Source organism: Streptomyces sp. V4I2 (genome assembly GCF_030817655.1).
In the GTDB taxonomy this organism is placed as follows: Bacteria; Actinomycetota; Actinomycetes; order Streptomycetales; family Streptomycetaceae; genus Streptomyces; species Streptomyces plumbiresistens.
The window spans coordinates 5131837-5152876 of the sequence record NZ_JAUSZM010000003.1 but is presented as its reverse complement, the minus strand read 5'-3'; the positions used below and the strand labels follow the sequence as shown (position 1 = coordinate 5152876).

21 protein-coding genes, 1 tRNA gene and 1 pseudogene are annotated in these 21040 nt (G+C 70.7%); 11 read left to right on the top strand and 12 right to left on the bottom strand.

The genetic code is table 11. The features are described from left to right. Positions 1-58 precede the first annotated feature (58 nt). Positions 59-1324: a cell wall metabolism sensor histidine kinase WalK gene (locus tag QFZ76_RS24250; RefSeq protein ID WP_307675722.1), complete on the top strand. Its 1266-nt coding sequence runs from the start codon at positions 59-61 to the stop codon at positions 1322-1324. Continuing rightward, a complete protein-coding gene (locus tag QFZ76_RS24245) occupies positions 1321-2001 on the top strand; it encodes a response regulator transcription factor (protein WP_015659563.1) in 681 nt (226 codons plus the stop codon). The genes QFZ76_RS24250 and QFZ76_RS24245 overlap by 4 nt, the downstream gene beginning before the upstream one ends. A 97-nt stretch (positions 2002-2098) precedes the next feature. Here the strand turns inward: QFZ76_RS24245 and QFZ76_RS24240 are convergent, their stop codons facing one another. After that, positions 2099-2770 (bottom strand): copper chaperone PCu(A)C, encoded by a 672-nt coding sequence (locus tag QFZ76_RS24240; protein ID WP_307675721.1) that lies wholly within the window; start codon positions 2768-2770, stop codon positions 2099-2101. Between the two features lie 590 nt (positions 2771-3360). Between QFZ76_RS24240 and QFZ76_RS24235 the strand changes: the two genes are divergently transcribed. The 6 genes from QFZ76_RS24235 (at position 3361) to QFZ76_RS24210 (ending at position 9663) form a co-directional block, all read left to right on the top strand. After that, positions 3361-3843, top strand: coding sequence for a CarD family transcriptional regulator (locus QFZ76_RS24235; RefSeq protein WP_003953493.1), 483 nt, complete (start codon positions 3361-3363; stop codon positions 3841-3843). Positions 3844-4098: 255 nt separating this feature from the next. Then, positions 4099-4851, top strand: a complete 753-nt coding sequence (gene ispD, locus QFZ76_RS24230) for a 2-C-methyl-D-erythritol 4-phosphate cytidylyltransferase (RefSeq protein WP_307675720.1) — start codon at positions 4099-4101, stop codon at positions 4849-4851. Beyond that, positions 4841-5335 (top strand): 2-C-methyl-D-erythritol 2,4-cyclodiphosphate synthase, encoded by a 495-nt coding sequence (gene ispF, locus QFZ76_RS24225; protein WP_307675719.1) that lies wholly within the window; start codon positions 4841-4843, stop codon positions 5333-5335. The genes ispD and ispF overlap by 11 nt, the downstream gene beginning before the upstream one ends. 81 nt (positions 5336-5416) lie before the next feature. Then, a complete protein-coding gene (gene cysS, locus QFZ76_RS24220) occupies positions 5417-6817 on the top strand; it encodes a cysteine--tRNA ligase (RefSeq protein WP_307675718.1) in 1401 nt (466 codons plus the stop codon). Positions 6818-6926: 109 nt separating this feature from the next. Beyond that, a complete protein-coding gene (gene rlmB, locus QFZ76_RS24215) occupies positions 6927-7868 on the top strand; it encodes a 23S rRNA (guanosine(2251)-2'-O)-methyltransferase RlmB (RefSeq protein ID WP_307675717.1) in 942 nt (313 codons plus the stop codon). A gap of 118 nt (positions 7869-7986) precedes the next feature. Beyond that, the gene (locus QFZ76_RS24210) at positions 7987-9663 is read left to right on the top strand and encodes a DoxX family protein (RefSeq protein ID WP_307675716.1); all 1677 of its coding nucleotides are present in this window, start codon (positions 7987-7989) and stop codon (positions 9661-9663) included. A gap of 328 nt (positions 9664-9991) precedes the next feature. Here the strand turns inward: QFZ76_RS24210 and QFZ76_RS24205 are convergent, their stop codons facing one another. Next, positions 9992-10570, bottom strand: coding sequence for a TetR/AcrR family transcriptional regulator (locus tag QFZ76_RS24205; protein WP_307675715.1), 579 nt, complete (start codon positions 10568-10570; stop codon positions 9992-9994). A gap of 73 nt (positions 10571-10643) precedes the next feature. Here QFZ76_RS24205 and QFZ76_RS24200 point away from each other — a divergent pair, with 73 nt between their 5' ends. Beyond that, positions 10644-11006 carry an anthrone oxygenase family protein gene (locus QFZ76_RS24200; RefSeq protein WP_307675714.1) on the top strand — a complete coding sequence of 121 codons (363 nt, stop codon included), beginning with the start codon at positions 10644-10646 and terminating at the stop codon, positions 11004-11006. 91 nt (positions 11007-11097) lie between these two features. On the opposite strand, the pseudogene QFZ76_RS24195 reads toward QFZ76_RS24200, so the two are convergent. The 4 genes and pseudogenes from QFZ76_RS24195 to QFZ76_RS24180 all read right to left on the bottom strand — a co-directional run. Continuing rightward, positions 11098-11378 (bottom strand): annotated as a pseudogene (locus QFZ76_RS24195) (IS5/IS1182 family transposase); the annotation flags it as partial. Positions 11379-11390: 12 nt separating this feature from the next. Continuing rightward, a complete protein-coding gene (locus QFZ76_RS24190; RefSeq protein ID WP_266437521.1) occupies positions 11391-12122 on the bottom strand; it encodes a nucleotidyltransferase family protein in 732 nt (243 codons plus the stop codon). A 92-nt stretch (positions 12123-12214) separates the two neighbouring features. Then, the gene (locus tag QFZ76_RS24185; RefSeq protein WP_266437524.1) at positions 12215-12667 is read right to left on the bottom strand and encodes a hypothetical protein; all 453 of its coding nucleotides are present in this window, start codon (positions 12665-12667) and stop codon (positions 12215-12217) included. Between the two features lie 217 nt (positions 12668-12884). Next, positions 12885-14021: an ABC transporter ATP-binding protein gene (locus tag QFZ76_RS24180; protein ID WP_307675713.1), complete on the bottom strand. Its 1137-nt coding sequence runs from the start codon at positions 14019-14021 to the stop codon at positions 12885-12887. Between the two features lie 244 nt (positions 14022-14265). On the opposite strand from QFZ76_RS24180, the gene QFZ76_RS24175 reads away from it, so the two are divergent. Beyond that, a tRNA-Thr gene (locus QFZ76_RS24175) sits at positions 14266-14339 on the top strand. Between the two features lie 47 nt (positions 14340-14386). On the opposite strand, the gene QFZ76_RS24170 is transcribed toward QFZ76_RS24175, so the two are convergent. From QFZ76_RS24170 to QFZ76_RS24150, 5 genes are all read right to left on the bottom strand, one after another. Continuing rightward, a complete protein-coding gene (locus QFZ76_RS24170; protein ID WP_307675712.1) occupies positions 14387-14866 on the bottom strand; it encodes a GNAT family N-acetyltransferase in 480 nt (159 codons plus the stop codon). 9 nt (positions 14867-14875) lie between these two features. Further along, positions 14876-15799 (bottom strand): aminoglycoside phosphotransferase family protein, encoded by a 924-nt coding sequence (locus QFZ76_RS24165; RefSeq protein WP_373464346.1) that lies wholly within the window; start codon positions 15797-15799, stop codon positions 14876-14878. Between the two features lie 9 nt (positions 15800-15808). Further along, positions 15809-17302 (bottom strand): MFS transporter, encoded by a 1494-nt coding sequence (locus tag QFZ76_RS24160; RefSeq protein WP_307680113.1) that lies wholly within the window; start codon positions 17300-17302, stop codon positions 15809-15811. A gap of 44 nt (positions 17303-17346) precedes the next feature. After that, entirely contained in the window at positions 17347-18327 is a 981-nt protein-coding gene (locus QFZ76_RS24155) for a zinc-binding dehydrogenase (RefSeq protein ID WP_307675710.1), read from the bottom strand. A gap of 61 nt (positions 18328-18388) precedes the next feature. Continuing rightward, positions 18389-19549 carry an NAD(P)-binding protein gene (locus QFZ76_RS24150; RefSeq protein WP_307675709.1) on the bottom strand — a complete coding sequence of 387 codons (1161 nt, stop codon included), beginning with the start codon at positions 19547-19549 and terminating at the stop codon, positions 18389-18391. A 206-nt stretch (positions 19550-19755) separates the two neighbouring features. On the opposite strand from QFZ76_RS24150, the gene QFZ76_RS24145 reads away from it, so the two are divergent. Then, positions 19756-20454 carry a pentapeptide repeat-containing protein gene (locus QFZ76_RS24145; RefSeq protein WP_307675708.1) on the top strand — a complete coding sequence of 233 codons (699 nt, stop codon included), beginning with the start codon at positions 19756-19758 and terminating at the stop codon, positions 20452-20454. 56 nt (positions 20455-20510) lie between these two features. Here the strand turns inward: QFZ76_RS24145 and QFZ76_RS24140 are convergent, their stop codons facing one another. Further along, positions 20511-21011, bottom strand: coding sequence for a hypothetical protein (locus QFZ76_RS24140; protein ID WP_307675707.1), 501 nt, complete (start codon positions 21009-21011; stop codon positions 20511-20513). Between the last annotated feature and the right edge of the window lie 29 nt (positions 21012-21040).

Sequence of the window (21040 nt, the reverse complement as noted above, 5' to 3'; positions counted from 1 at the left end):
TTCGAGCTCGCACTCGGACGGCTGTGGCCGGAGCCCTTGACATGCCTAACCTGGGTGCATGGACGTGAACGCGGCGGTCGCCGCAGCAGCAGCGATCGCCGGTGTACTCACCGGCGTCATCGCCATGCTGGCGTTCCGCTGGAGCGAGCGGGAACAGAAACGCCCCACTCGCACCTCGCTGCACACGGACCCGGTGCTTCCGCCGGGTGTGGACACCGTCCTGTCCGTGCTCCGGTCCTCGGCCGTCGTACTGGACGAGGCGGACGGAGTGGTCAAGGCCAGCTCCGCCGCGTACGCCCTCGGGCTGGTCCGCGGCGGCAAGCTCTCCGTGGATCCGATGCTCCGGATGGCCCGTGACACCCGACGCGACGGGGAGATACGCCAGGTGGAGCTGGACCTCCCCAGACGCGGCACCGGCCGCGGCGAGGCCCTCGCGGTCTCCGCACGCGTCGCACCCCTCGGCTCCCGCCTGGTGCTCCTCCTCGTGGAGGACCTCACCGAGGCCAGGCGCATAGAGGCGGTGCGGCGTGACTTCGTCGCGAACGTCAGCCATGAGCTGAAGACCCCGGTCGGCGCCCTCTCCCTCCTGTCCGAGGCCGTCATGGACGCCTCGGACGACCCGGAGGCGGTGGAACGCTTCGCCGGCCGCATGCAGATCGAGGCGACCCGACTGACCAACCTGGTCCAGGAACTCATCGACCTGTCGCGCGTGCAGAACGACGATCCCCTCGAGGACGCCGAACCGGTCCGCGTCGACGAACTCGTCGCCGAGGCCGTCGACCGCTGCCGGCACCAGGCCGGTACCAAGCAGATCACGATGGCCGCCGGAGGCACGGCCGACCTGCACGTCTACGGCAACCGAGGCCAGCTCGCCGCCGCCCTCGGCAACCTCGTCGAGAACGCCGTCAACTACTCGCCCGCCCGCACCCGCGTCGGGATAGCCGCCCGCCAGGTGAACGCGCCCGGCGGTGACATGATCGAGGTCGCCGTCACCGACCAGGGGATCGGGATCTCCGACAAGGACAAGGAGCGCATCTTCGAGCGCTTCTACCGCGTCGACCCGGCCCGCTCCCGTGCCACCGGCGGCACGGGCCTCGGCCTCGCCATCGTCAAGCACGTGGCCGCCTCGCACGGCGGGGAGGTCACCGTCTGGAGCTCCGAGGGTCAGGGCTCCACCTTCACCCTGCGACTGCCGGAGGCGGGGGCCGCCCGCGACCGCGCGCACCAGCACCCCGACCTCGACGGTCTCGATGACGAGCCCGACGACTCCACCCCCCAGCCATCCTCTTACGATCCGCTCCCCTCCCCGGAGGTCCTTCCGTGACCCGAGTGCTCGTCGTCGAGGACGAGGAGTCCTTCTCCGACGCCCTGTCGTACATGCTCCGCAAAGAGGGCTTCGAGGTCGCCGTCGCGACCACCGGGCCCGACGGACTCGACGAGTTCGAGCGCAACGGCGCCGACCTCGTCCTCCTCGACCTGATGCTGCCCGGCCTGCCGGGCACCGAGGTCTGCCGTCAGCTGCGCGGCCGCTCCAACGTTCCCGTCATCATGGTGACCGCCAAGGACAGCGAGATCGACAAGGTCGTCGGGCTGGAAATAGGAGCCGACGACTATGTGACCAAGCCGTTCTCCTCCAGAGAGCTGGTCGCCCGTATCCGCGCGGTCCTGCGCCGCCGAGGCGAGCCGGAGGAGGTCACCCCGGCCGCCCTGGAGGCGGGCCCGGTCCGCATGGACGTGGACCGCCACGTCGTGACGGTCTCCGGCTCCAAGGTCGACCTGCCCCTCAAGGAGTTCGACCTCCTGGAGATGCTCCTGCGCAACGCGGGCCGCGTCCTGACCCGTATGCAGCTCATCGACCGGGTCTGGGGCGCCGACTACGTCGGCGACACCAAGACCCTGGACGTCCACGTCAAGCGCCTGCGCGCCAAGATCGAGCCCGACCCGGGCGCGCCGCGCTACCTGGTGACGGTCCGGGGGCTCGGCTACAAGTTTGAGCCGTAAACCGAGCCACACAGCTGATGCGGAAGGGCGGGACCTCTGGTGAGGTCCCGCCCTTTCCGTCGTACGGCGATCTTGTACGGCGATCTCGTACGGCTGCTCAGTGCCCGGCGGCCGCGGTGTCCGTCGACTCGGGCGAGGACTCCGTGCCGCCGGCCGGGGTGCCCGTCGCGGTCTCGGTGGGGGAGCCCGTGGTGCCGGCGCCCGGCTCCTCGCTGGTCGTCGCGGTGGGGCTCGCCGTGCCGCCCGGCGTCGCCGGGATCTCGGTCGGGCCCCACGTGGAGAAGTAGCTCTCGGACGGGACGACGAAGGCGCGCAGGTTCACGTCACCGGTCTTGCTGAAGGTGAAGGTGACCTTCTGCGCGTTGCCGTCCTGGACGGACTCGCCGACCTCGTTCAGTACGGCGGAGGCGTTGCCCTTGCCGCCGAGGATGATGGAGCCACCGGCCGGGACGGTCACCTTGCCCCTGCCCTTGGCGGGCGCGAGCTCGGCGGTACCGGCACCGGCGACGGTGACCGAGTCCAGCGTCTGGGCGGTGCCGCCCTGGTTGAAGAGGGTGGCGGAGACGACGGCCGGGCCCTCGGACTCGGCGTCCGGCTGGGTGATGATCACGACGTTCTGGAGCTTGATGTCACCGACGGTCGTGGCCGCGTTGTCCGGCTTGACCTGGAGGGTCTGAGCGTTGTTGCCGGCGCTGCACGCGGCGAGCGAGGCGATCGAGAACGCGATGGCGGCGGCGGCGAGGGCACCGCGTCGAAGGCTGCTGCTCACGGCGGCGGTAACTCCTTGACTCGAGCGAGGCGGCCGGTGAAGCCGCGCTAAGTGTCTGTCAGCGGCCTCAGGTTACCGAGCCGTTCCCGCGCCGCCGCACCCGACCCTCCCCTCGCGGCGTCCTCTTCATAGTCGCAGCGGCCACAAGTGACCCTTGAGTCACATTGGCCTGGCGCTCGTCCGTCATTCACATAAGTACCGCGGACCGCGCCCAGGGGATTTTCCGTGAAGGAATCCTTGAACCGCTGAATTGATCACCATCCGGCTGGTCGGGCACCCCTGTGATCAATTCCGGATTCGTCTCGCACCCGCCTCCACGCACCGAACGGAGTAGCGGAAGTCGCACGCTTGGAAGCGGACATATCGGGATGTTCGGCCATCTGGAGGGGCCTCCGGACGTGTGTAACGTACGGGTTTCACCTCCCCCGGACAGCCGCTCCGACCTGCGAATACATTCTTCCGCTCGACCCGCGCAGCACGTTCCTGTTGCTGTTGTCAAGCCCCGAGATATGCCCTGACCTGCGAAAACGCCATTCAGAACCCGCCGTTTCCGTGTTACTCTGGATAGCCACGGAAGGGGTACCTGTCACATGACGTTCAAGGTTGGCGACACCGTGGTCTATCCCCATCACGGGGCCGCGCTGATCGAGGCCATCGAAACTCGCCAGATCAAAGGCGTGGACAAGACCTACTTGGTGCTGAAGGTCGCCCAGGGTGATCTGACGGTACGTGTGCCAGCGGACAATGCGGAGTTCGTCGGCGTACGTGATGTGGTCGGTCAGGACGGACTGGACCGGGTCTTCGAGGTGCTGCGCGCGCCGTACGCCGAGGAGCCCACGAACTGGTCGCGTCGCTACAAGGCAAACCTGGAGAAGCTCGCCTCCGGCGATGTCATCAAGGTCGCGGAAGTCGTGCGTGACCTGTGGCGTCGTGAGCGCGAGCGTGGACTCTCCGCCGGTGAGAAGCGCATGCTCGCCAAGGCCCGCCAGATCCTGGTGAGCGAGCTCGCGCTCGCGGAGAACACGAACGAGGACAAGGCCGAGGCTCTGCTCGACGAGGTCCTCGCGTCCTGACGCCGGCGCAAGCCAGCCTCAGCACATTTGAAATGCCGCGGTGCCCGATGACGTATTTCTCGTCGCCGGGCGCTGCGGCATGTTCGCATTCTGGCGCCATACGCGTGGTTCATCTCGGGGAAGCCCCGATACTTGGTGTGCCGGGTCCGGTAACGGGCTCGACCAGGGTCACGGAAGGGTTCCGGTCAAGCTGTCGTACCAGGCACGCTGAGGCCATACCCACGTAGGCCGAGCACACAAACCTGACAGGAACCGATGTCTGACGTTTCGCCTCCTTCGCCCACGCCTGCGCGCACGGCTGCGGTGATCCCGGCCGCCGGACGGGGCGTACGCCTCGGTCCGGGCGCCCCCAAGGCGCTCCGCGCGCTGAACGGCACTCCCATGCTGATTCACGCGCTCCGCGCACTGGCCGCGTCCCGAGCCGTCTCCCTCGTGGTCGTCGTCGCCCCGCCCGACGGCGCCGCCGAGGTCAAGTCGCTGCTCGACGCGCACGCGCTGCCCGAGCGCACCGACTTCCTCGTCGTGCCCGGCGGGGAGAGCCGCCAGGAGTCCGTGAAGCTCGGTCTGGACGCCCTGCCGCCGGAGTACGACATCGTGCTGGTGCACGACGCCGCCCGCCCTCTCGTCCCGGTCGACACGGTGGACGCCGTCATCGAGGCCGTACGAGAAGGAGCCGTGGCCGTCGTCCCGGCGCTGCCCCTCGCGGACACCGTCAAGGAGGTGGAGCCGGCCGCGATCCCGGGCGACCCGGAGCCGGTCGTGGCCACCCCACAGCGGGCCCGCCTCCGCGCCGTCCAGACCCCCCAGGGCTTCGACCGCGCCACCCTGGTCCGCGCCCACGAGACGGTCACCGAGAACGTCACCGACGACGCGAGCATGGTCGAGCAGCTCGGCGAGACGGTCGTGACCGTCCCCGGCCACGAGGAGGCCTTCAAGGTCACCCGCCCGCTGGACCTCGTCCTCGCGGAGGCGGTCCTGGCCCGCAGGAGGCTCAACGATGGCTTCTGAGGCACCGCTGCTTCCCCAGGTCGGCATCGGCACCGACATCCACGCCTTCGAAGAGGGCCGCGAACTGTGGTGCGCCGGCCTCAAGTGGGAGGGCGAGGGTCCGGGCCTCGCCGGTCACTCCGACGCCGACGTCGTCGCCCACGCCGCCTGCAACGCGCTCTTCTCGGCGGCCGGGCTGGGAGATCTCGGGCAGCACTTCGGCACCGGGCGGCCCGAGTGGTCCGGCGCCTCCGGGGTGACCCTGCTGACCGAGGCCGCCCGCATCGTCCGCGAGGCCGGCTTCACCATCGGCAACATCGCCGTACAGGTCGTCGGCCCCCGCCCGAAGATCGGCAAGCGCCGCGACGAGGCCCAGAAACTCCTGTCGGAGGCGGCCGGCGCCCCGGTGTCGGTGTCCGGTGCGACCACCGACGGCCTCGGCTTCCCCGGCCGGGAGGAGGGGCTGATGGCGGTGGCGACGGCCTTGGTGGTGCGAACCGGCTGACGAGGCCGGCCGATGTCACGAATGTGTGGCCTTGGGGGGAACGGGCGCAAGGCACTGCCGTGCGCCTACTACCCTGGACGCGTGACCATTCGCCTGTACGACACCAGCGCCCGGCAGATCCGTGACTTCGCCCCGCTCCAGCCGGGTTGTGTCTCGATCTACCTGTGTGGCGCCACCGTGCAGGCCGCACCGCACATCGGGCACATCCGCTCGGGCCTGAACTTCGACATCATGCGCCGCTGGTTCGTGTACCGCGGCTATGAGGTCACGTTCATCCGCAACGTCACCGACATCGACGACAAGATCATCGCCAAGTCGGCCGACCAGGGCCGTCCCTGGTGGTCGATCGGCTACGAGAACGAGCGCGCCTTCGACGACGGCTACACCGCGCTCGGCTGCCTGCCCCCGACCTACGAACCGCGCGCCACCGGCCATGTCACCGAGATGGTCGAGATGATGCGCGGCCTCATCGAGCGCGGACACGCCTACGAGGCCGACGGCAGCGTCTACTTCGACGTGCGCTCCTGGCCCGCCTACCTGGAGCTGTCCCGGCAGGACCTGGACGAGATGCGCCAGCCCGCCGAGGAGGGCATCACCGGCAAGCGGGACCCGCGGGACTTCGCCATGTGGAAGGCCACCAAGCCCGGCGAGCCCGACTGGGAGACCCCGTGGGGCCGCGGCCGCCCCGGCTGGCACCTGGAGTGCTCGGCGATGGCCCACAAGTACCTCGGCTCCGCCTTCGACATCCACGGCGGCGGCCTGGACCTGATCTTCCCGCACCACGAGAACGAGATCGCCCAGGCCAAGGCCTACGGCGACGAGTTCGCCCGGTACTGGCTGCACAACGCCTGGGTCACCATGAGCGGCGAGAAGATGTCCAAGTCGCTCGGCAACTCCGTCCTCGTCTCCGAGATGGTCCAGCGCTGGCGCCCGATCGTCCTGCGCTACTACCTCGGCACCCCGCACTACCGCTCGATGATCGAGTACAGCGAGGAGGCCCTGCGCGAGGCGGAGTCCGCGTTCGCGCGGATCGAGGGCTTCGTGCAGCGCGTGGTGGAGAAGGCAGGGGGAGTCGTCGAGCCCTCCGCCGAGGTCCCGCCCGCCTTCGCCGAGGCGATGGACGACGACCTGGGCGTCCCGCAGGCCCTCGCCGTCGTGCACACCACCGTCCGGCAGGGCAACAGCGCGCTGGCCGCCGACGACAAGGAAGCCGCCGTGGCCCGCCTCGCCGAGGTCCGCGCCATGCTCGGCGTCCTCGGCCTCGACCCGCTCGACCCGCACTGGGCCGGCGACGACGACCGCGGCGACGACCTCCACGGGGTGGTCGACAGCCTCGTACGCCTGGTCCTCGACCAGCGCGAGGCGGCCCGCTCCCGCAAGGACTGGGCCACCGCGGACGCCATCCGCGACCAGCTCAACCAGTCCGGACTCGTCATCGAGGACGGCCCGCAGGGGCCGCGCTGGAGCCTCGGCCCGCGCTGACCCTTTCTTGATCGATTGTGCCGCCCGGCCATCCGGGCGGCACACTGCATATACGTACACACGCACGCACCCGCACGCTTCGGCGTCGCAGAGAACAGACAGGTAGGTCATGGCAGCCAACAACCGCCGCATGTCCGGCAAGAAGGGCGCGCAGGTCGGCAGTGGCGGCCAGCGGCGCAAGGGCCTGGAGGGCAAGGGCCCGACCCCGCCTGCCGAGGCGCGCAAGGGACACAAGAAGAACCGCATCTCCAATGCCAAGGCGAAGCAGGCGGTACGCCGCCCCACAGCGCGCGGCCGAGGCGGCAAGGGCACCTCGGAGATGGTCGTCGGCCGCAACCCCGTCGTCGAGGCGCTGCGCGAGGGCGTGCCCGCGGTGACGCTCTACGTCCAGCAGTTCATCGACAACGACGAGCGGGTGCGCGAGGCGCTGCAGCTCGTCGCCGAGCGCGGCGGCATCCACCTCATGGAGGCCCCCCGCCCCGAGCTCGACCGCATGACCAACGGCCTCAACCACCAGGGCCTCGTCCTCCAGGTCCCGCCGTACGAGTACGCGCACCCCGAGGACCTCGCGAACGCCGCCTACGACAAGGGCGAGGACCCGCTCATCGTCGTCCTCGACGGCGTCACCGACCCGCGCAACCTCGGCGCCGTCGTCCGGTCCGCCTCCGCCTTCGGCGGCCACGGCGTCGTCGTCCCCGAGCGGCGCGCGGCCGGCATGACCGCCGGCGCCTGGAAGTCGTCCGCCGGTACGGCCGCCCGTACGCCCGTCGCCCGCGCCACCAACCTGACGCGTGCCCTGGAGGCGTACAAGAAGGCCGGCATCACCGTCGTCGGCCTCGCCGCCGAAGGCGAGTCGGAACTCGGTGATCTGGAAGCCCTGTCGGGGCCCGTCGTCATCGTCGTCGGCAGCGAGGGCAAGGGACTGTCCCGACTGGTCGGCGAGACCTGCGACCACCGGGTGCGGATCCCGATGCCGGGCGGCGCCGAGTCGCTCAACGCGGGTGTCGCGGCGGGCATCGTGCTCTACGAGACGGCACGCCGCCGCGCCTGAGCGATTGTTCGACCAAGTCACCCACATGGGGTGTTCCTGGCGTCGAGGACAACCTTGACGGGGTCCGGACAGATTCGCCCAGTCAAAGCAGTGTCCTAAGCACACGTCACTCGGTTAGATGAGTGTGGACACCAGAACACCCCGCACACCCACGGGGGACGGCCCGTCGGGCTTCGACGACGCTCCCGCGCTGAGCATGGTGAAGGTGCCGAGCGATCCGGCGCAGGTCATCGTCAATCATGTGAGCTTTCGCGTGCAGTTGGGCGCGTCGACGCGGCGCACCCAATCCTCGCGGATCGCACGGCACTTGAGCGCCGCCGAGGACACCGCCCGGAAGCCCGTCGTCGGCGCCGCGGCCGGCAGACCCGGCGCGAACGCGGGCGCCCGCCGCCGGCCCGTCGTCTGGAGCGGCAAGTCCGACCCCGACGACACCGGCGCCCACCGCCTCCTCCAGGCCGTACGGGGCGGCAGCGTCCGCTACGGCGACGAACCGGCCCCCTCCGCCGACGCCGGAGCCACCCAGGTCATCCCCCGCGTGGACGTCAACGGCGGCTACAGCGACGGCCATTACGCCGACGATGGCTACGACGACCTCACCCAGACCGTCGAAACCCCGGTCGTCGGCGCCCAACGCACCCACGACGGCGACGGCACCCGACTCCTGCCGAACATGCGCACCGTGGGCAGCGTCGACGACGAACCCGCCTACACCGGCGAGCAGTTCGACGACTACGACGACAGCGGCAGTGGCAGCGGCACCGACCACACCCGCTCCGCCAAGCGCCACGGCGACGACCCCGCCCGGCACGCCTACTACCCGGGCCGCCGCATGAACTTCGGCGTCGTCATGCTCCCCCTCCGCATCTTCCTCGGCTTCATCTCCATCTACGCCGGCATGGGCAAGCTCTGCGACCCCGTCTACTTCGACGGCGGCGAACGCGGCTCCATGGTCAAGTGGCTCAACACCCTGCACCCCTGGGAAGTCGCCGAGCCGCTGCGGCAGTTCGCCCTCCAGCACCCCGTAGGCGCCGGCCTCGTCATCGCCTTCCTCCAGGTCATCGTGGGCGTCCTCACGATCCTGGGCTGCTGGCAGCGCGTCGGCGCGATCGTCGGCGCCGGCCTGTCCGCCGCGCTCCTCGTCACCGTCAGCTGGAAGAGCGTCCCCGCCTACGACACCCCCGACATCATCTACCTCGCCGCCTGGTCGCCGTTGATCATCGCCGGCGCCCCCGTCTACTCCATCGACGGCCGCCTCGCCGGCAGCGCCTGGCGCCGACTCGGCCCCCGCGCCGACCTCTGGGAGCTGCGCCGCTACGTCCTGCGCCGCGGCGCCCTCATCACCGCCATCGTCACCGGCCTCACCCTGCTCATCGGCTCACTGCTCGGCGGCGCCGTCCGCGACGCCGACCGCGTCGTCGTCCCCGGCCCCGGCGAGGCCCCCCGCAACGAACTGCCCGGCTCCCCGCTCCCGCAGGACCCCGCCAAGCGGCAGAAGAAGAAGACGCCCTCGGCCTCCAGCACCCCCACCCAGGGCGCCACAGCCAGTCCCACCGCCGGCACCACCGCCACCCCGGGCGCCACCCGCGACACCGGCACCGCCACCGGCGGCTCGCCCAGCCAGACCCAGGGCACCGACGGCCAGGCTCCGCCCCAGCAGTCCTCCCCGGCCCAACAGGCCCCCAGCACCACCTCAGGCCCCACCTCCGGCGGCAGCGCCAGCGCTGGCTCGTCAGGCGGCTCCAGCAGCGGGGGCTCGTCCTCCCAGCCGGGCCTGGTGGGCGGCCTGTTGGGGTAACGGAGCCGGTGGGCGGAATCCTGGGCACGCCTGCCGGCTGAACATCTTGGCCCATACGGCGAAGGGCCCCGCACTGCTGAAGTGCGGGGCCCTTCGCCGTATGAGGGGACTCCCGTTCGTCGTACGGGAGAGACTCCCGCCAGACCCCGCTAGGGCGCGTATCGGGTCGTGATCGATGAGCATCGCGGCTTCCGGGGCTGGTGCCCGTCCGGGGTACGGGGCCCGGCGATCTGCGGCCGCGCCGTGTGGGCGCGAGTGACCCGAAGCGCCACCGCACGCAGGCAGCGGGGCCCGAGGGCCTCGGCCGCGTGCCCGCCGGGACCGTGCGTCAGACCATGGAGAGCCGGTCCACCAACAGCTTCACCCTCTGCTCGGTGTCCTCCGGCGGCAGCCGCCCCGACCGGGTCAGGGTCGCCACCCCGTGCAGGGACGCCCAGAACACCTCGGTGAACAGCCCCGGTTCGACGCCGTCCCCGGCGACCTCGCCGAGGCACTCCAGCAGCGCGGCGAAAGCGTCCTTGAGAGGTTCCGGGGTGTCGTCCTGTGCGTACGGGAGACCGCCGTCGAGCTGGAACATGGCGTCGTAGACCGCCGGGTTGCGTGTGGCGAAGTCGAGGTAGGCGCGAGCGAGGGCGTACACCCGCTCGCGCGGGCCCTCTGCGGCGGCGGTCGCGGCGCGCACCGCCGCGGCCATTTCGGTGGCGCCCTCCAGGGCGACGGCGCCGATGATCTCCCGTTTGCCGCGGAAGTGGCTGTAGAGGACGGGCTGGCTGTACTCGATGCGCTCGGCGAGCCGGCGCGTGGTGACCGCGTCCCAGCCCTGCTGCTCGGCGAGTTCGCGGGCCGTCGCCACGATGAGGCGCTCGCGGACCGCCCGTTCGCGCTCCTTGCGTTCCTGAACCGACATGACTCGATCCTATCACCGCTAGACAAGCGAGCGGCAGCAGTGCTAGCGTTGACTCGACATCTAGCAATGCTATATGTCAAACGGGGTCGTCATGCTCAACCTCAACGCACTCCTGGAGGACAGCGGCCAACTCGGCCACGCCCACGGGGGCCGGATGCTCGGCGCCGTGATGCCGGTCTGGTACGTAGGCTCGCTCGCCCTCGTCGCGGTCTGGGCCGTCGCCGGATGGCACCACGACGGCACAGGCCTCGTCGTCACCGCCGGCGCGCTGCTGCTCCTCAGCGTGGTCATGTCGCTCCTGCTGCTCGTCCCGATCAACAACCGGAACAAGACATGGACCCCCGAGAACCGGCCCGAGGACTGGAAGGAGCAGATGCACCGCTGGGAGCGCTTCCACTACGCCCGCGTCGCCGTCATCGTCGCCGCCCTCGTCTGAGCCCGCGGGCCGGCTCCGCACCGGTGGCGCACGATCCTCGCTCCCCGGGCGGCAGCGGGCCACGCCCCTCGAAGACCTGCGCGGCTCCCGGCTCTGGTCCGGGCGAGGCCATGCCGCGCCTGCGCAGGTGGGCGCGGTTGCCGCGGGACGAGTACGCCCTGGCCCCGGCGACTGCGTCCGGGCGGGTGCGGGGACGGCCGACGGGCCCGCGGACGCGCACCTTGTCCAGTACGGGGATGAACTGCCGGCCGTCGGCGGCCTGCCCAACCGTAAGGACGAACGCCGGCGGACGGCACCTCGGTCAGCGGCGAGGCGGACCTTTGACGCCTGCCCGCCCCGTGAGCGCCCCAGCAGAGCAGCCTTCAGCCGGACCGAGCACGCGCCCTAACGCCCCAGCGCCGCCAGTTCCTTCGCGGCCTCTGTCAGATCCTTGGCCGTGTCGATGGCACGCCAATACGAACCCTGCGGAATCGGGAAGCCGGCCAACCGCCGCTCACGCGCAAGGTGGGGAAACGTCGTACGCTCATGATCGCCGCGCTCGGGCAGCAGCCCGGCGAACTCCGGCGAGAAGACATACAGGCCCGCATTGATCTCGTACGTCGTCGGCGGAGACTCGATGAAGTCCGTGACGTGCCCGAAGCCGTCCGTCTGCACCGCCCCCCACGGAATACGCGGGCGGGCCAGCGCGATGGTCGCCACCGCGTCGCGCTCGGTGTGGAAGTCCGCCATGTCACGCAGCGAGAAACGGGTCCAGATGTCGCCGTTGGTGGCGTACCAGGCCCGGTCCGGGTGCGGAAGGTGCGCGGCGGCGTACTTCAGACCGCCACCACGCCCCAGCGGCTCCGTCTCGACGACCGTCTTGACGTTCACCGGAAGATCGGCGCTCTCCAGCCACTTCTGCAGGACGTCGGCGAGATGGCCGCAACTGACCACCACGTCCGTCACGCCCTCCTCCGCCAGCCAGACAAGCTGATGGCCGATGATCGGAGTCCCCGTACCGGGGATCTCGACCATCGGCTTGGGCCGGTCGTCCGTGTAGGGACGCAGCCGGGAGCCCTGACCGCCGGCCAGAATGACGGCTTGAACAGGGCGGGACGCGGCGTTCGGATCGCTCATGACCGAACTGTATGTTGCGTCCCGCCCGCGGCCAGGGCCAGCAACCGTTCGTTAATCTGCCGTTACCACCCTCCCCCCCCGTTGGACCCTGCTCAGCTGTGCGCCGCCGCCACGCCTGTGGCGAAGGACGTGTCACAGACCGGGCGGGCGTAGGACTGCGCCCGCGTGGGCCCGTACACACGGACCGCGGCACGGCCCAGGGCACGCGCGATGGACACACAGTGCTTCGCCAGCGACGGACGGCCGTTGACCGCCTCCTGGAGGTGCGTGAGCGCGACGCCCGGGTTCCGCTCCTGGAGTTCGGTCAGGAGCTGGTCGCGCAGGACATCCTGCGGAGTACGGGCGGCGGGCGCCTTGGCGTCCGACAGTGTGGCGTCCGACGCGGTGAGCACCGAGTTCGCGGGATTCCCCGACCAGTTGACTCGGGTGACCGCGAGGGTCCCGGAGAGCACCAGGACGACGGGCAGGACGAGGGCGAGGGTGCGGCCGATCCGGCGGGCGGGGCCCCGGCCGCGTCGCGTCTGTTGGTTAGTGGAGTGCTTCACGCGTGTGAGGGTAGCGCGGGGTGATGATTTGGCGACATTTAGTCACCGGTTCGGGGGATGAAGTGGTGCCTTTTTCTGGGTAGCGGGTTGACGCACACTGCTCGAAATGACCGGTCTGCCGGGGTATTTGTCGACAACGAGAAGGGCCCCGCAGCAGGCTGCGGGGCCCTCTTCGTCAACGCGGGTGAATTCGCCCGGGTTGGTCGCTCTTGTCGCCTCAGTCGGTGAGGCGCTCGCCCGTGGAGCTCGAGAACACGTGGATCTCGCCCGGCCGCGGCACGACGTGCAGCGTGGCGCCCTTGTCCGGGACCGCGCGGCCGCTGACGCGGACGACCAGGTCCTTGAGGTCGTCGCCGACCTTGGCGCTGCCGTAGACGTAGCCGTCGGCGCCGAGCTCCTCGACGACGTTCACGGAGACCGCGAGACCGGCCGGAGCGTCCTCGGCGTCCTTCGACAGGGACGCGGCGGCGCCGCCGCCGTGCTCGACGATGTCGAAGTGCTCGGGACGCACACCGACGGTGACCGTGGTGTCACCCTTGTCGGCAGCGGCCGACAGGGCGTCACGGCTGACCGGGACGACGCTGTTGCCGAACTTCACACCGCCGTCGGTGATCGGGACCTCGACGAGGTTCATCGCCGGGGAGCCGATGAAGCCGGCGACGAAGAGGTTCGCGGGCCGGTCGTACATGTTCCGGGGCGAGTCGACCTGCTGGAGCAGACCGTCCTTCAGTACGGCGACCCGGTCGCCCATCGTCATGGCCTCGACCTGGTCGTGGGTGACGTAGACGGTGGTGATGCCGAGACGGCGCTGCAGCGAGGCGATCTGCGTACGCGTGGACACACGGAGCTTGGCGTCCAGGTTGGACAGCGGCTCGTCCATGAGGAACACCTGCGGCTCACGCACGATCGCGCGACCCATGGCCACACGCTGACGCTGACCACCGGAGAGCGCCTTCGGCTTGCGGTCCAGGTACTCGGTGAGGTCGAGGATCTTCGCGGCCTCTTCGACCTTCTGCCGGATCTCCGCCTTGTTCACACCGGCGATCTTGAGCGCGAAGCCCATGTTGTCGGCGACCGACATGTGCGGGTACAGCGCGTAGTTCTGGAACACCATGGCGATGTCCCGGTCCTTCGGCGGCAGGTGCGTGACGTCACGCTCGCCGATGCGGATGGAACCGCCGTTCACGTCCTCGAGCCCCGCGAGCATCCGGAGCGAGGTGGACTTGCCGCAACCCGACGGACCGACCAGGACGAGGAATTCCCCGTCCTCGATGTCGATCTCGAGAGCGTCGACGGCGGGCTTGGTGGAACCCGGGTAGATCCGGGTCGCCTTGTCGAACGAGACAGTGGCCATGGTGAAGGGCCCCCTTCTACCGGCAGGAACGTGCCGGACGATCCGTTGTAGGAAGGTGGTGAGCCGCCCCGGGCAGAGCCCAGGGTGGTGTAGTCCACACGTGCGGACTGGGTCTGGACGGTACCTGGCGTTCACGTCTTCTGTCAGTACCTGGGGGAGTGTGAACTTCGCCGAAATTTTCGACAGGGGCACCCTGTGGCCTGGGTACACTGCACGGGCACGTAAACGCGTGACCCGCGTGCAGGCCTCCTTAGCTCAGTTGGCCAGAGCAACGCACTTGTAATGCGTAGGTCGTCGGTTCGAATCCGACAGGGGGCTCCCGAGCAAGAAAAGCCCAGGTCAGACCGTGTCTGTCCTGGGCTTCTTCATGCCGTCGCCCCCAGCGTCCGCAGCGCCCCGTCCGTCAGCCGGTACACCGTCCACTCGTCCTGCGGGCGGGCGCCCAGCGCCTCGTAGAACGCGATCGACGGTGCGTTCCAGTTCAGGACCGACCACTCCAGGCGCTCGTAGCCGCGCTCCACGCAGATCCGTGCCAGCTCGGTGAGCAAGGCTTTGCCGTGGCCGCCGCCTCGGGCGGTGGGGCGGACGTAGAGGTCTTCGAGGTAGATGCCGTGGACGCCGCGCCAGGTGGAGAAGTTCAGGAACCACAGGGCGAAGCCGACCGGTTCGCCGGTCGTGTCGTCGGTGGCGATGTGGGCGTAGGCGGCCGGGCGTTCGCCGAAGAGGGCCTCGTGGAGTTGGTCCGGGGTCGCCTTGGCCTCGTGCGGTGCCTTCTCGTACTCGGCGAGTTCGCGGACGAAGGTGTGGATGGCGGGGATGTCGGCGGGGGTCGCGGCGCGGATCATGGGGGGAGGCTAGCCCGGGTGGTTTCTCAGGCGCCTGGCGATTTCCAGTTGCCGGGGGTCCGGTGGGCGGCCGTCCTCGACGTCCCAGAGGGTGTTCTGGAGGAGCCGGCCGAGGGTCCAGGCACGCGCGCGTGCGCGGTCGAGGGCGAGTACGTCGGTCATGGCGTCGAAGCGCCAGCGGATCTCGTCGGCGTCGAAGCGGTTGGCGAGGGCGGGCCAGAGTTCGAAGCCGGGGTCGCCGGCGAGGGGTTTGGGGTCGATGGCGAGCCAGGGGGCGCGGTCGGAGGCGAGGACGTTCTCGTCGTGGAGGTCCCAGTGGAGGAGGCGGTCGCCGGGGTCGTCGGCCACTTCGCGTACGGCGGCCGCGCAGTCGGTGACCAGGCGGCGGGTTTCCGGGTCCGGGATGTGGTTCAGGGCCCGGGGGGCCCGGTCGAGCATGGCCTGTGCGATGTCGCCGAGGCGGCGCATGCCCGGTGGGGCCGGTACGGAGGTGAGGTGGGCCAGGAGGCGGGCGATGACCAGGACGGCCGCGCGGGTGTCGTCCAGGTGGGACAGCATGCGGGTGGCGTCGAGGCGTTCGAGGAGCATGGTTCCGGTCGTCTCGTCGTGGTCGAGGAGCCGTACGGCCCGGTCGCCGTCCCAGACGCGCAGGGCGACCGGTTCGCCCTCGCTCTCCTCGTCGAGGAGCTGGAGTTTCAGTACGGCCCGGGTGTCGTCCGCGCGGACGACCGGCAGGACCAGGGCGGCGACCCCGTGCATCGGCCGTCCGTCGACCGTCAGTTCCCAGCGTTCCAGGAATTCGGCCGTCAGGTCCGGCAGCCCGGCGATGAACGCGCGGCCCGCCTCTCCGTTGAACTCCTCCTGTGAGGCGGCCAGTTCGTCCGGGATATCGATCACGCTGCGGACCCTACCGGCGTGCGTGACGCGCCTCATGCGAATTGTTCAGGCCACCGATTCCGGTACCGGCGTGTGTGCCGAGGCGCCGTGCTTGGGGGGTTTGGCCGTGACCATCAGGGCCGCGATCAGGCCGGCCAGCAGCATGATGGCGGCGGCCCACCAGATGGCGACCGTGTAGCCGTGGACGACGGCCTCCTTGGCGGTCTGGGCGCCGCCGCCGGGGTCGGTGAGGTGGGCGGTGAGGTAGGCGGTGCTGCTGGTGGTGGCGATGGTGTTGAGCAGGGCCGTACCGATGGAGCCGCCCACCTGTTGTGAGGTGTTGAGGGTGGCCGAGGTGACGCCGGAGTCCTGGGGGGCGACGCCCGCGGTGGCGGTGGAGAAGACCGGCATGAAGGTGAGGCCCATGCCGAGGCCCATGAGGATCAGGGCGGGGAGGATCTCGGTGGCGTAGGCGCTGTCCACCGTCATCCGGGTGAGGACGACCATGCCGGCCGAGGCGAGGAGCATGCCGGGGGCCATGAGGGCTCGGGGCGGTACGCGGTTGATCAGGCGGGCCGAGATCTGGGTGGAGCCGATGATGATCGAGGCGGTGAGGGGGAGGAAGGCGAGGCCGGTCTGCACGGGGGAGTAGGCGAGGACGACCTGGAGGTAGTAGGTCATGAAGAGGAACAGGCCGAACATGCCGATGACGGCGAGGCCCATGGTGAGGAAGCAGCCGGCGCGGTTGCGGTCCTTGAGGATGTGAAGGGGCAGCAGGGGCGTGCGGGCGCGGGTCTGCCACCACACGAACGTCGTGAGGAGTACGACTCCGGCGGCGAAGAACGTGAGGACGAGGGCGTCGGTCCAGCCCCGGGGTTGCGCCTCGCTGAAGCCGTAGACGATGGCGACGAGGCCGCCGCAGCCGAGCAGGACGCCGGGGACGTCCAGGCGGGCGCCCGGGTGCCTGGGGCGGTCGTGGAGGAGGACGAGGGCGCCGACGACGGCGACGACGGCGACGGGGATGTTGACGTAGAGGCACCAGCGCCAGTTCAGGTACTCGGTGAGCAGGCCGCCGACGATGAAGCCGATCGCGGCGCCGCTGCCGGCGAGGGCGCCGTAGATGCCGAAGGCCTTTCCGCGTTCCTTGGGGTCGGTGAAGGTCGTCGTCAGCAGGGAGAGCGCGGAGGGGGCCAGTACGGCGGCGAAGGCGCCCTGGAGGGCGCGGGCGCCGAAGAGCATGCCGGAGCCGGTGGCGGCTCCGCCGAGTGCGGAGGCGGCGGCGAAGCCCACGAGGCCGATGACGAAGGTGCGTTTGCGGCCGACCAGGTCGGCGATGCGGCCGCCGAGCAGGAGGAGGCCGCCGAAGGCGAGCGTGTAGGCGGTGATCACCCATTGCCGGTCGCCGTCGGAGATGCCGAGGTCGCGCTGTGCGGAAGGGAGCGCGATGTTCACGATGGTCGCGTCGAGGACGACCATCAGCTGTGCGAGGGCGATGACCACCAGGCCCCACCAGCGGCGTGGGTCGGCGTCCGCCTGATCACCTGTCGAGGTGGCGCTCATCCGGCCAGAAGACCATGGATCGCGGCCGGTCGCATCTGCGGAGGTCATGGTTCAAGAACCACCTTTCCGGTGGTCCGGCGGGTCTCCAGGGCCCGGTGCGCGGCGGCGGCCTCGGCGAGCGGGAAGCGTTGCACGGCGGGGGTGAGGCGGCCTTCGGCTGCCTGGGTGAGGGCGCGCAGTTCGAGGGTGCGTACGGGGTTGGGGCCGCCGGTCTTCTGCATCATCACGGGGCCGAGGACCTGCTCGGAGACGCCGTCGACGAGGTAGGGGCTGCCGTCGTGGAGGCCTTCTCCGGACCAGCCGAAGACGATGTGCTTGCCGCCGGGGCCGAGGAGGGCGACGGTCTCGCGGGCGATGTCGCCGCCGACGCCGTCGAAGACGACGGTGGCGGTGCGTCCGCCGAGGTAGGCGCGGATCTTGTCCGGCCAGGACGGGTCCTTGTAGTCGACGGCGAGGTCGGCGCCGTTCGCCTGGACGAGGGCGGCCTTCTCGGGGCCGCCGGCGAGGCCGATGACGGTGGCGCCGGCGTGCTTGGCGTACTGGACGAGGAGGGTGCCGATGCCGCCGGCGGCGGCCGGGATGACGGCGACCGAGTCGGGGCCGAGCTCGGCGAACTGCAGGATCCCCATCGTCGTACGGCCCGTGCCGATCATCGCGACGGCCTGGGCGTAGTCCAGGTTCGCGGGGATCTCGTGGACGCGTTCGACGTCGGTGACGGCGAGTTCGGCGTAGCCGCCGGGGGCGAAGCCGAGGTGGGCGACCACGTGCTTGCCGAGCCACAGCGCGGCGACGCCTTCGCCGAGGGACTCGACGACGCCGGCGACCTCGCGGCCGGGGATGGTGGGCAGGGCGGGCGGCTCGGGGAGGGGGCCCTGCATGCCCTCGCGCAGGGCGGTGTCGAGGAGGTGGACCCCGGCCGCCGCTACGGCGATCCGGACCTGGCCGGGGCCGGGCCGGGGGTCGTCGGTCTGCTCGTAGGTGAGGTTGTCGGCAGGGCCGAAGGCGTGCAGGCGGATGGCGTGCATGTGGGGTCCCCCATCGGTTGGTGGCGCTGTGGTGCTGTGGTCAGGGGTCCACTGTTCAACCTCAAGCTCGCTTGAGGTCAAGGGCGTTCCGGCCGAGGGCGAGCGAGACCGCGGTCAGGGCGCTGTTGAAGGAGACCTCGGACAGGACGCCGGGGGCGGCGACCTGGTCGCCGGCGAGGTAGACGCCGTCGCCGCGGTCGACGGCGGGCCGGTCGCGCCAGCTGGTCCCGGGCAGGTCGACGGCGCCGGTACGGCCGTTCGCGACGGCCTCGCGCCGCCAGGTGACGCGCCCGCGCCAGCCCTCGAAGGCGAGGTCGAGGAGCTGCTCGGCGCGGGCGATGCCGTCGGCCTTCGTCTCGTGCGGGGCGATCGGGATCTGCCCCTGGATGAGCTGCTCTCCGGCCGGGGCGAGGGAGCGGTCCTGGGCGGTGAACCGTTCGAGCCAGCCGGGGGAGTCGAGGTCGGAGACGGCGAAGGCGTCGCCGCGCCGGGTGCGTACGGCGAGGTCGATGAGGGCGGTACGGCCGCCGGCCCAGGTCAGCGAGTCGTCGCCGAGGAGGCGGCGGGCGGCGTCGAGTGAGGTGGCGACCACCACGGGGGTGTCGGTGGGCAGGGTGATGACCCGGGACAGCGTCTCCATCCGGACGCCGAGATTCCAGGCCCGGGCGGCCATCCGGTCGATGACACTGGCCCAGCCGCCGCGCGGGTAGTGGGCCTCGGGCGGGAGCTTGGTGGCGCGGCGCAGGCGTTCCTGCACGAACGCGGCGGACAGGGAGCCGGGGTCGTGGTGGAAGAGGGCCACGGCGGAGTAGTGCGCGGCGGCGCGGGCGCCCTCCTCGCCGGCCTGCTCGGTCGCCCAGGTCATGAAGTCGACGTCGACGGGCGCCTGCCGGGCGCCCGGGCGCAGCAGCTTGAGCATCGCGAAGGGCGGGGTGCGGCGCAGGACGCCCTTGTGGCGCAGCCGCAGCCGGGCGGCCTCCAGGGGCGGGATCGGGGCGAGCGGGCCGATGAGGTCGCGCTGCCGGAGCCAGACCCAGTGCGGGCCGCCGTTGTAGAGGGCGTGCGGGCCTTCGTTCGTCTTGTACGGTCCCTCGGCGGTTCGCGCCCGCCCGCCGAGGGTGTGGTGGGCTTCGTACATGGTGACCTTGGCGCCCGCCTCGGCGGCGGTGACGGCGGCGGTGAGTCCGGCGAAGCCGCCGCCGATGACGGTGATGCGGTGCATGGTTCGGGTCTCCCTCGGTCGGGGCGCTGTTCGGTGCTGTCCCGGGTGCTGTCCCGGTGCTGTCCCGGTGTTGTACCGGCTGTTCCGGTGCTGTTCCGGTGCTGTTCTGTTCTGTGAGTACGACTGGTGGAGGGACCCGGAACGTGACATCGGGGGAGTTTGTGCAGGTCAGGGGGATTGTCAGTGGCGGGGTGCAGCATGGGGGCATGGCGAGGAGAGCGGTGGGCGGGACCGGTGGGGCCGGCGGGGCAGCCCGGGTGAAGGCGGCGCGGCGGCCGGAGGTGCGGCTGCCGCCGCTGGAGCCGTACGGGGGTGGGGGGTTGGAGCCGGACGGGGACTACGACGGGCTGGAGTTCGCGCAGACGGACTTCGCCGGGCAGGACGGGCGGGGCGCCCGTTTCATGGACTGCGTGCTGACGGGGTGCGTGCTGGACGAGACCCGGCTGCACCACGCCCGCTTCCTGGACTCGGTCCTCACCGGCATCCGGGGTGTGGGCACCGACCTGGCCGAGTCGACCCTGCGTGACGTCGAGCTGGTGGACGCCCGGCTCGGCGGGGTGCAGTTGCACGGGGCCGTACTGGAGCGTGTCCTGATCCGCGGCGGCAAGATCGACTACCTGAACCTGCGCACGGCCCGCCTCAAGGACGTCGTCTTCCAGGGCTGCGTCCTGGTCGAGCCGGACTTCGGGGGCGCCCGGCTGGAGCGGGTCGAGTTCGTGGACTGCGAGCTGAAGGGCGTCGATCTGAGCGCGGCCACCCTGAAGGACGTCGACCTGCGTGGGGCCGTTTCGCTGGAGATCGCGCGCGGGGTGGACCGGCTGGCGGGGGCGGTGATCAGCCCGGCGCAGCTGATGGATCTGGCGGCGGTGCTGGCGGCGGAGATGGGGATTCGGGTGGAGGGGTGAGGGGGCGGGGGCGGCCGCTCATCCCGGGAGCTCACCCTGGGAAGGCACGGTGGGGCTCATCCCACCCTGGGAAACCGCGCCTGCAGTGTCCAGATCGCCGGGTTCTCGCCCAGGTCGTCGTGCAGGTCGACGAGGTCGGCGATCAGGTCGTGCAGGAAGTCCCGGGCCTCTTTGCGGAGTTCGGAGTGGGAGAAGCTCAGCGGGGGCTCCTCGGGCGGCATCCAGTCGGCCTCGATGTCCACCCAGCCGAAGCGGCGCTCGAAGAGCATGCGGTCGGTGGACTCGGTGAAGTCGAGTTCCGCGCGCTGGGGGCGGGAGGCCCGGGAGCCCGCCGGGTCGCGGTCGATGTGCTCGACGATGTCGCACAGGGCCCACGCGAAGTCGAGCACCGGAACCCATCCCCAGGCTGTGGACAGTTCCCGGTCGGCCTTGGTGTCGGCGAGGTAGACGTCCCCGCAGAACAGGTCGTGGCGCAGGGCACGGACGTCCGCGCGGCGGTAGTCGGTCTGCGGGGGGTCCGGGAAGCGGTTGGAGAGGGCGTAGCCGATGTCGAGCACTACGTGATGGTGTCACGCGTGTCCTCATA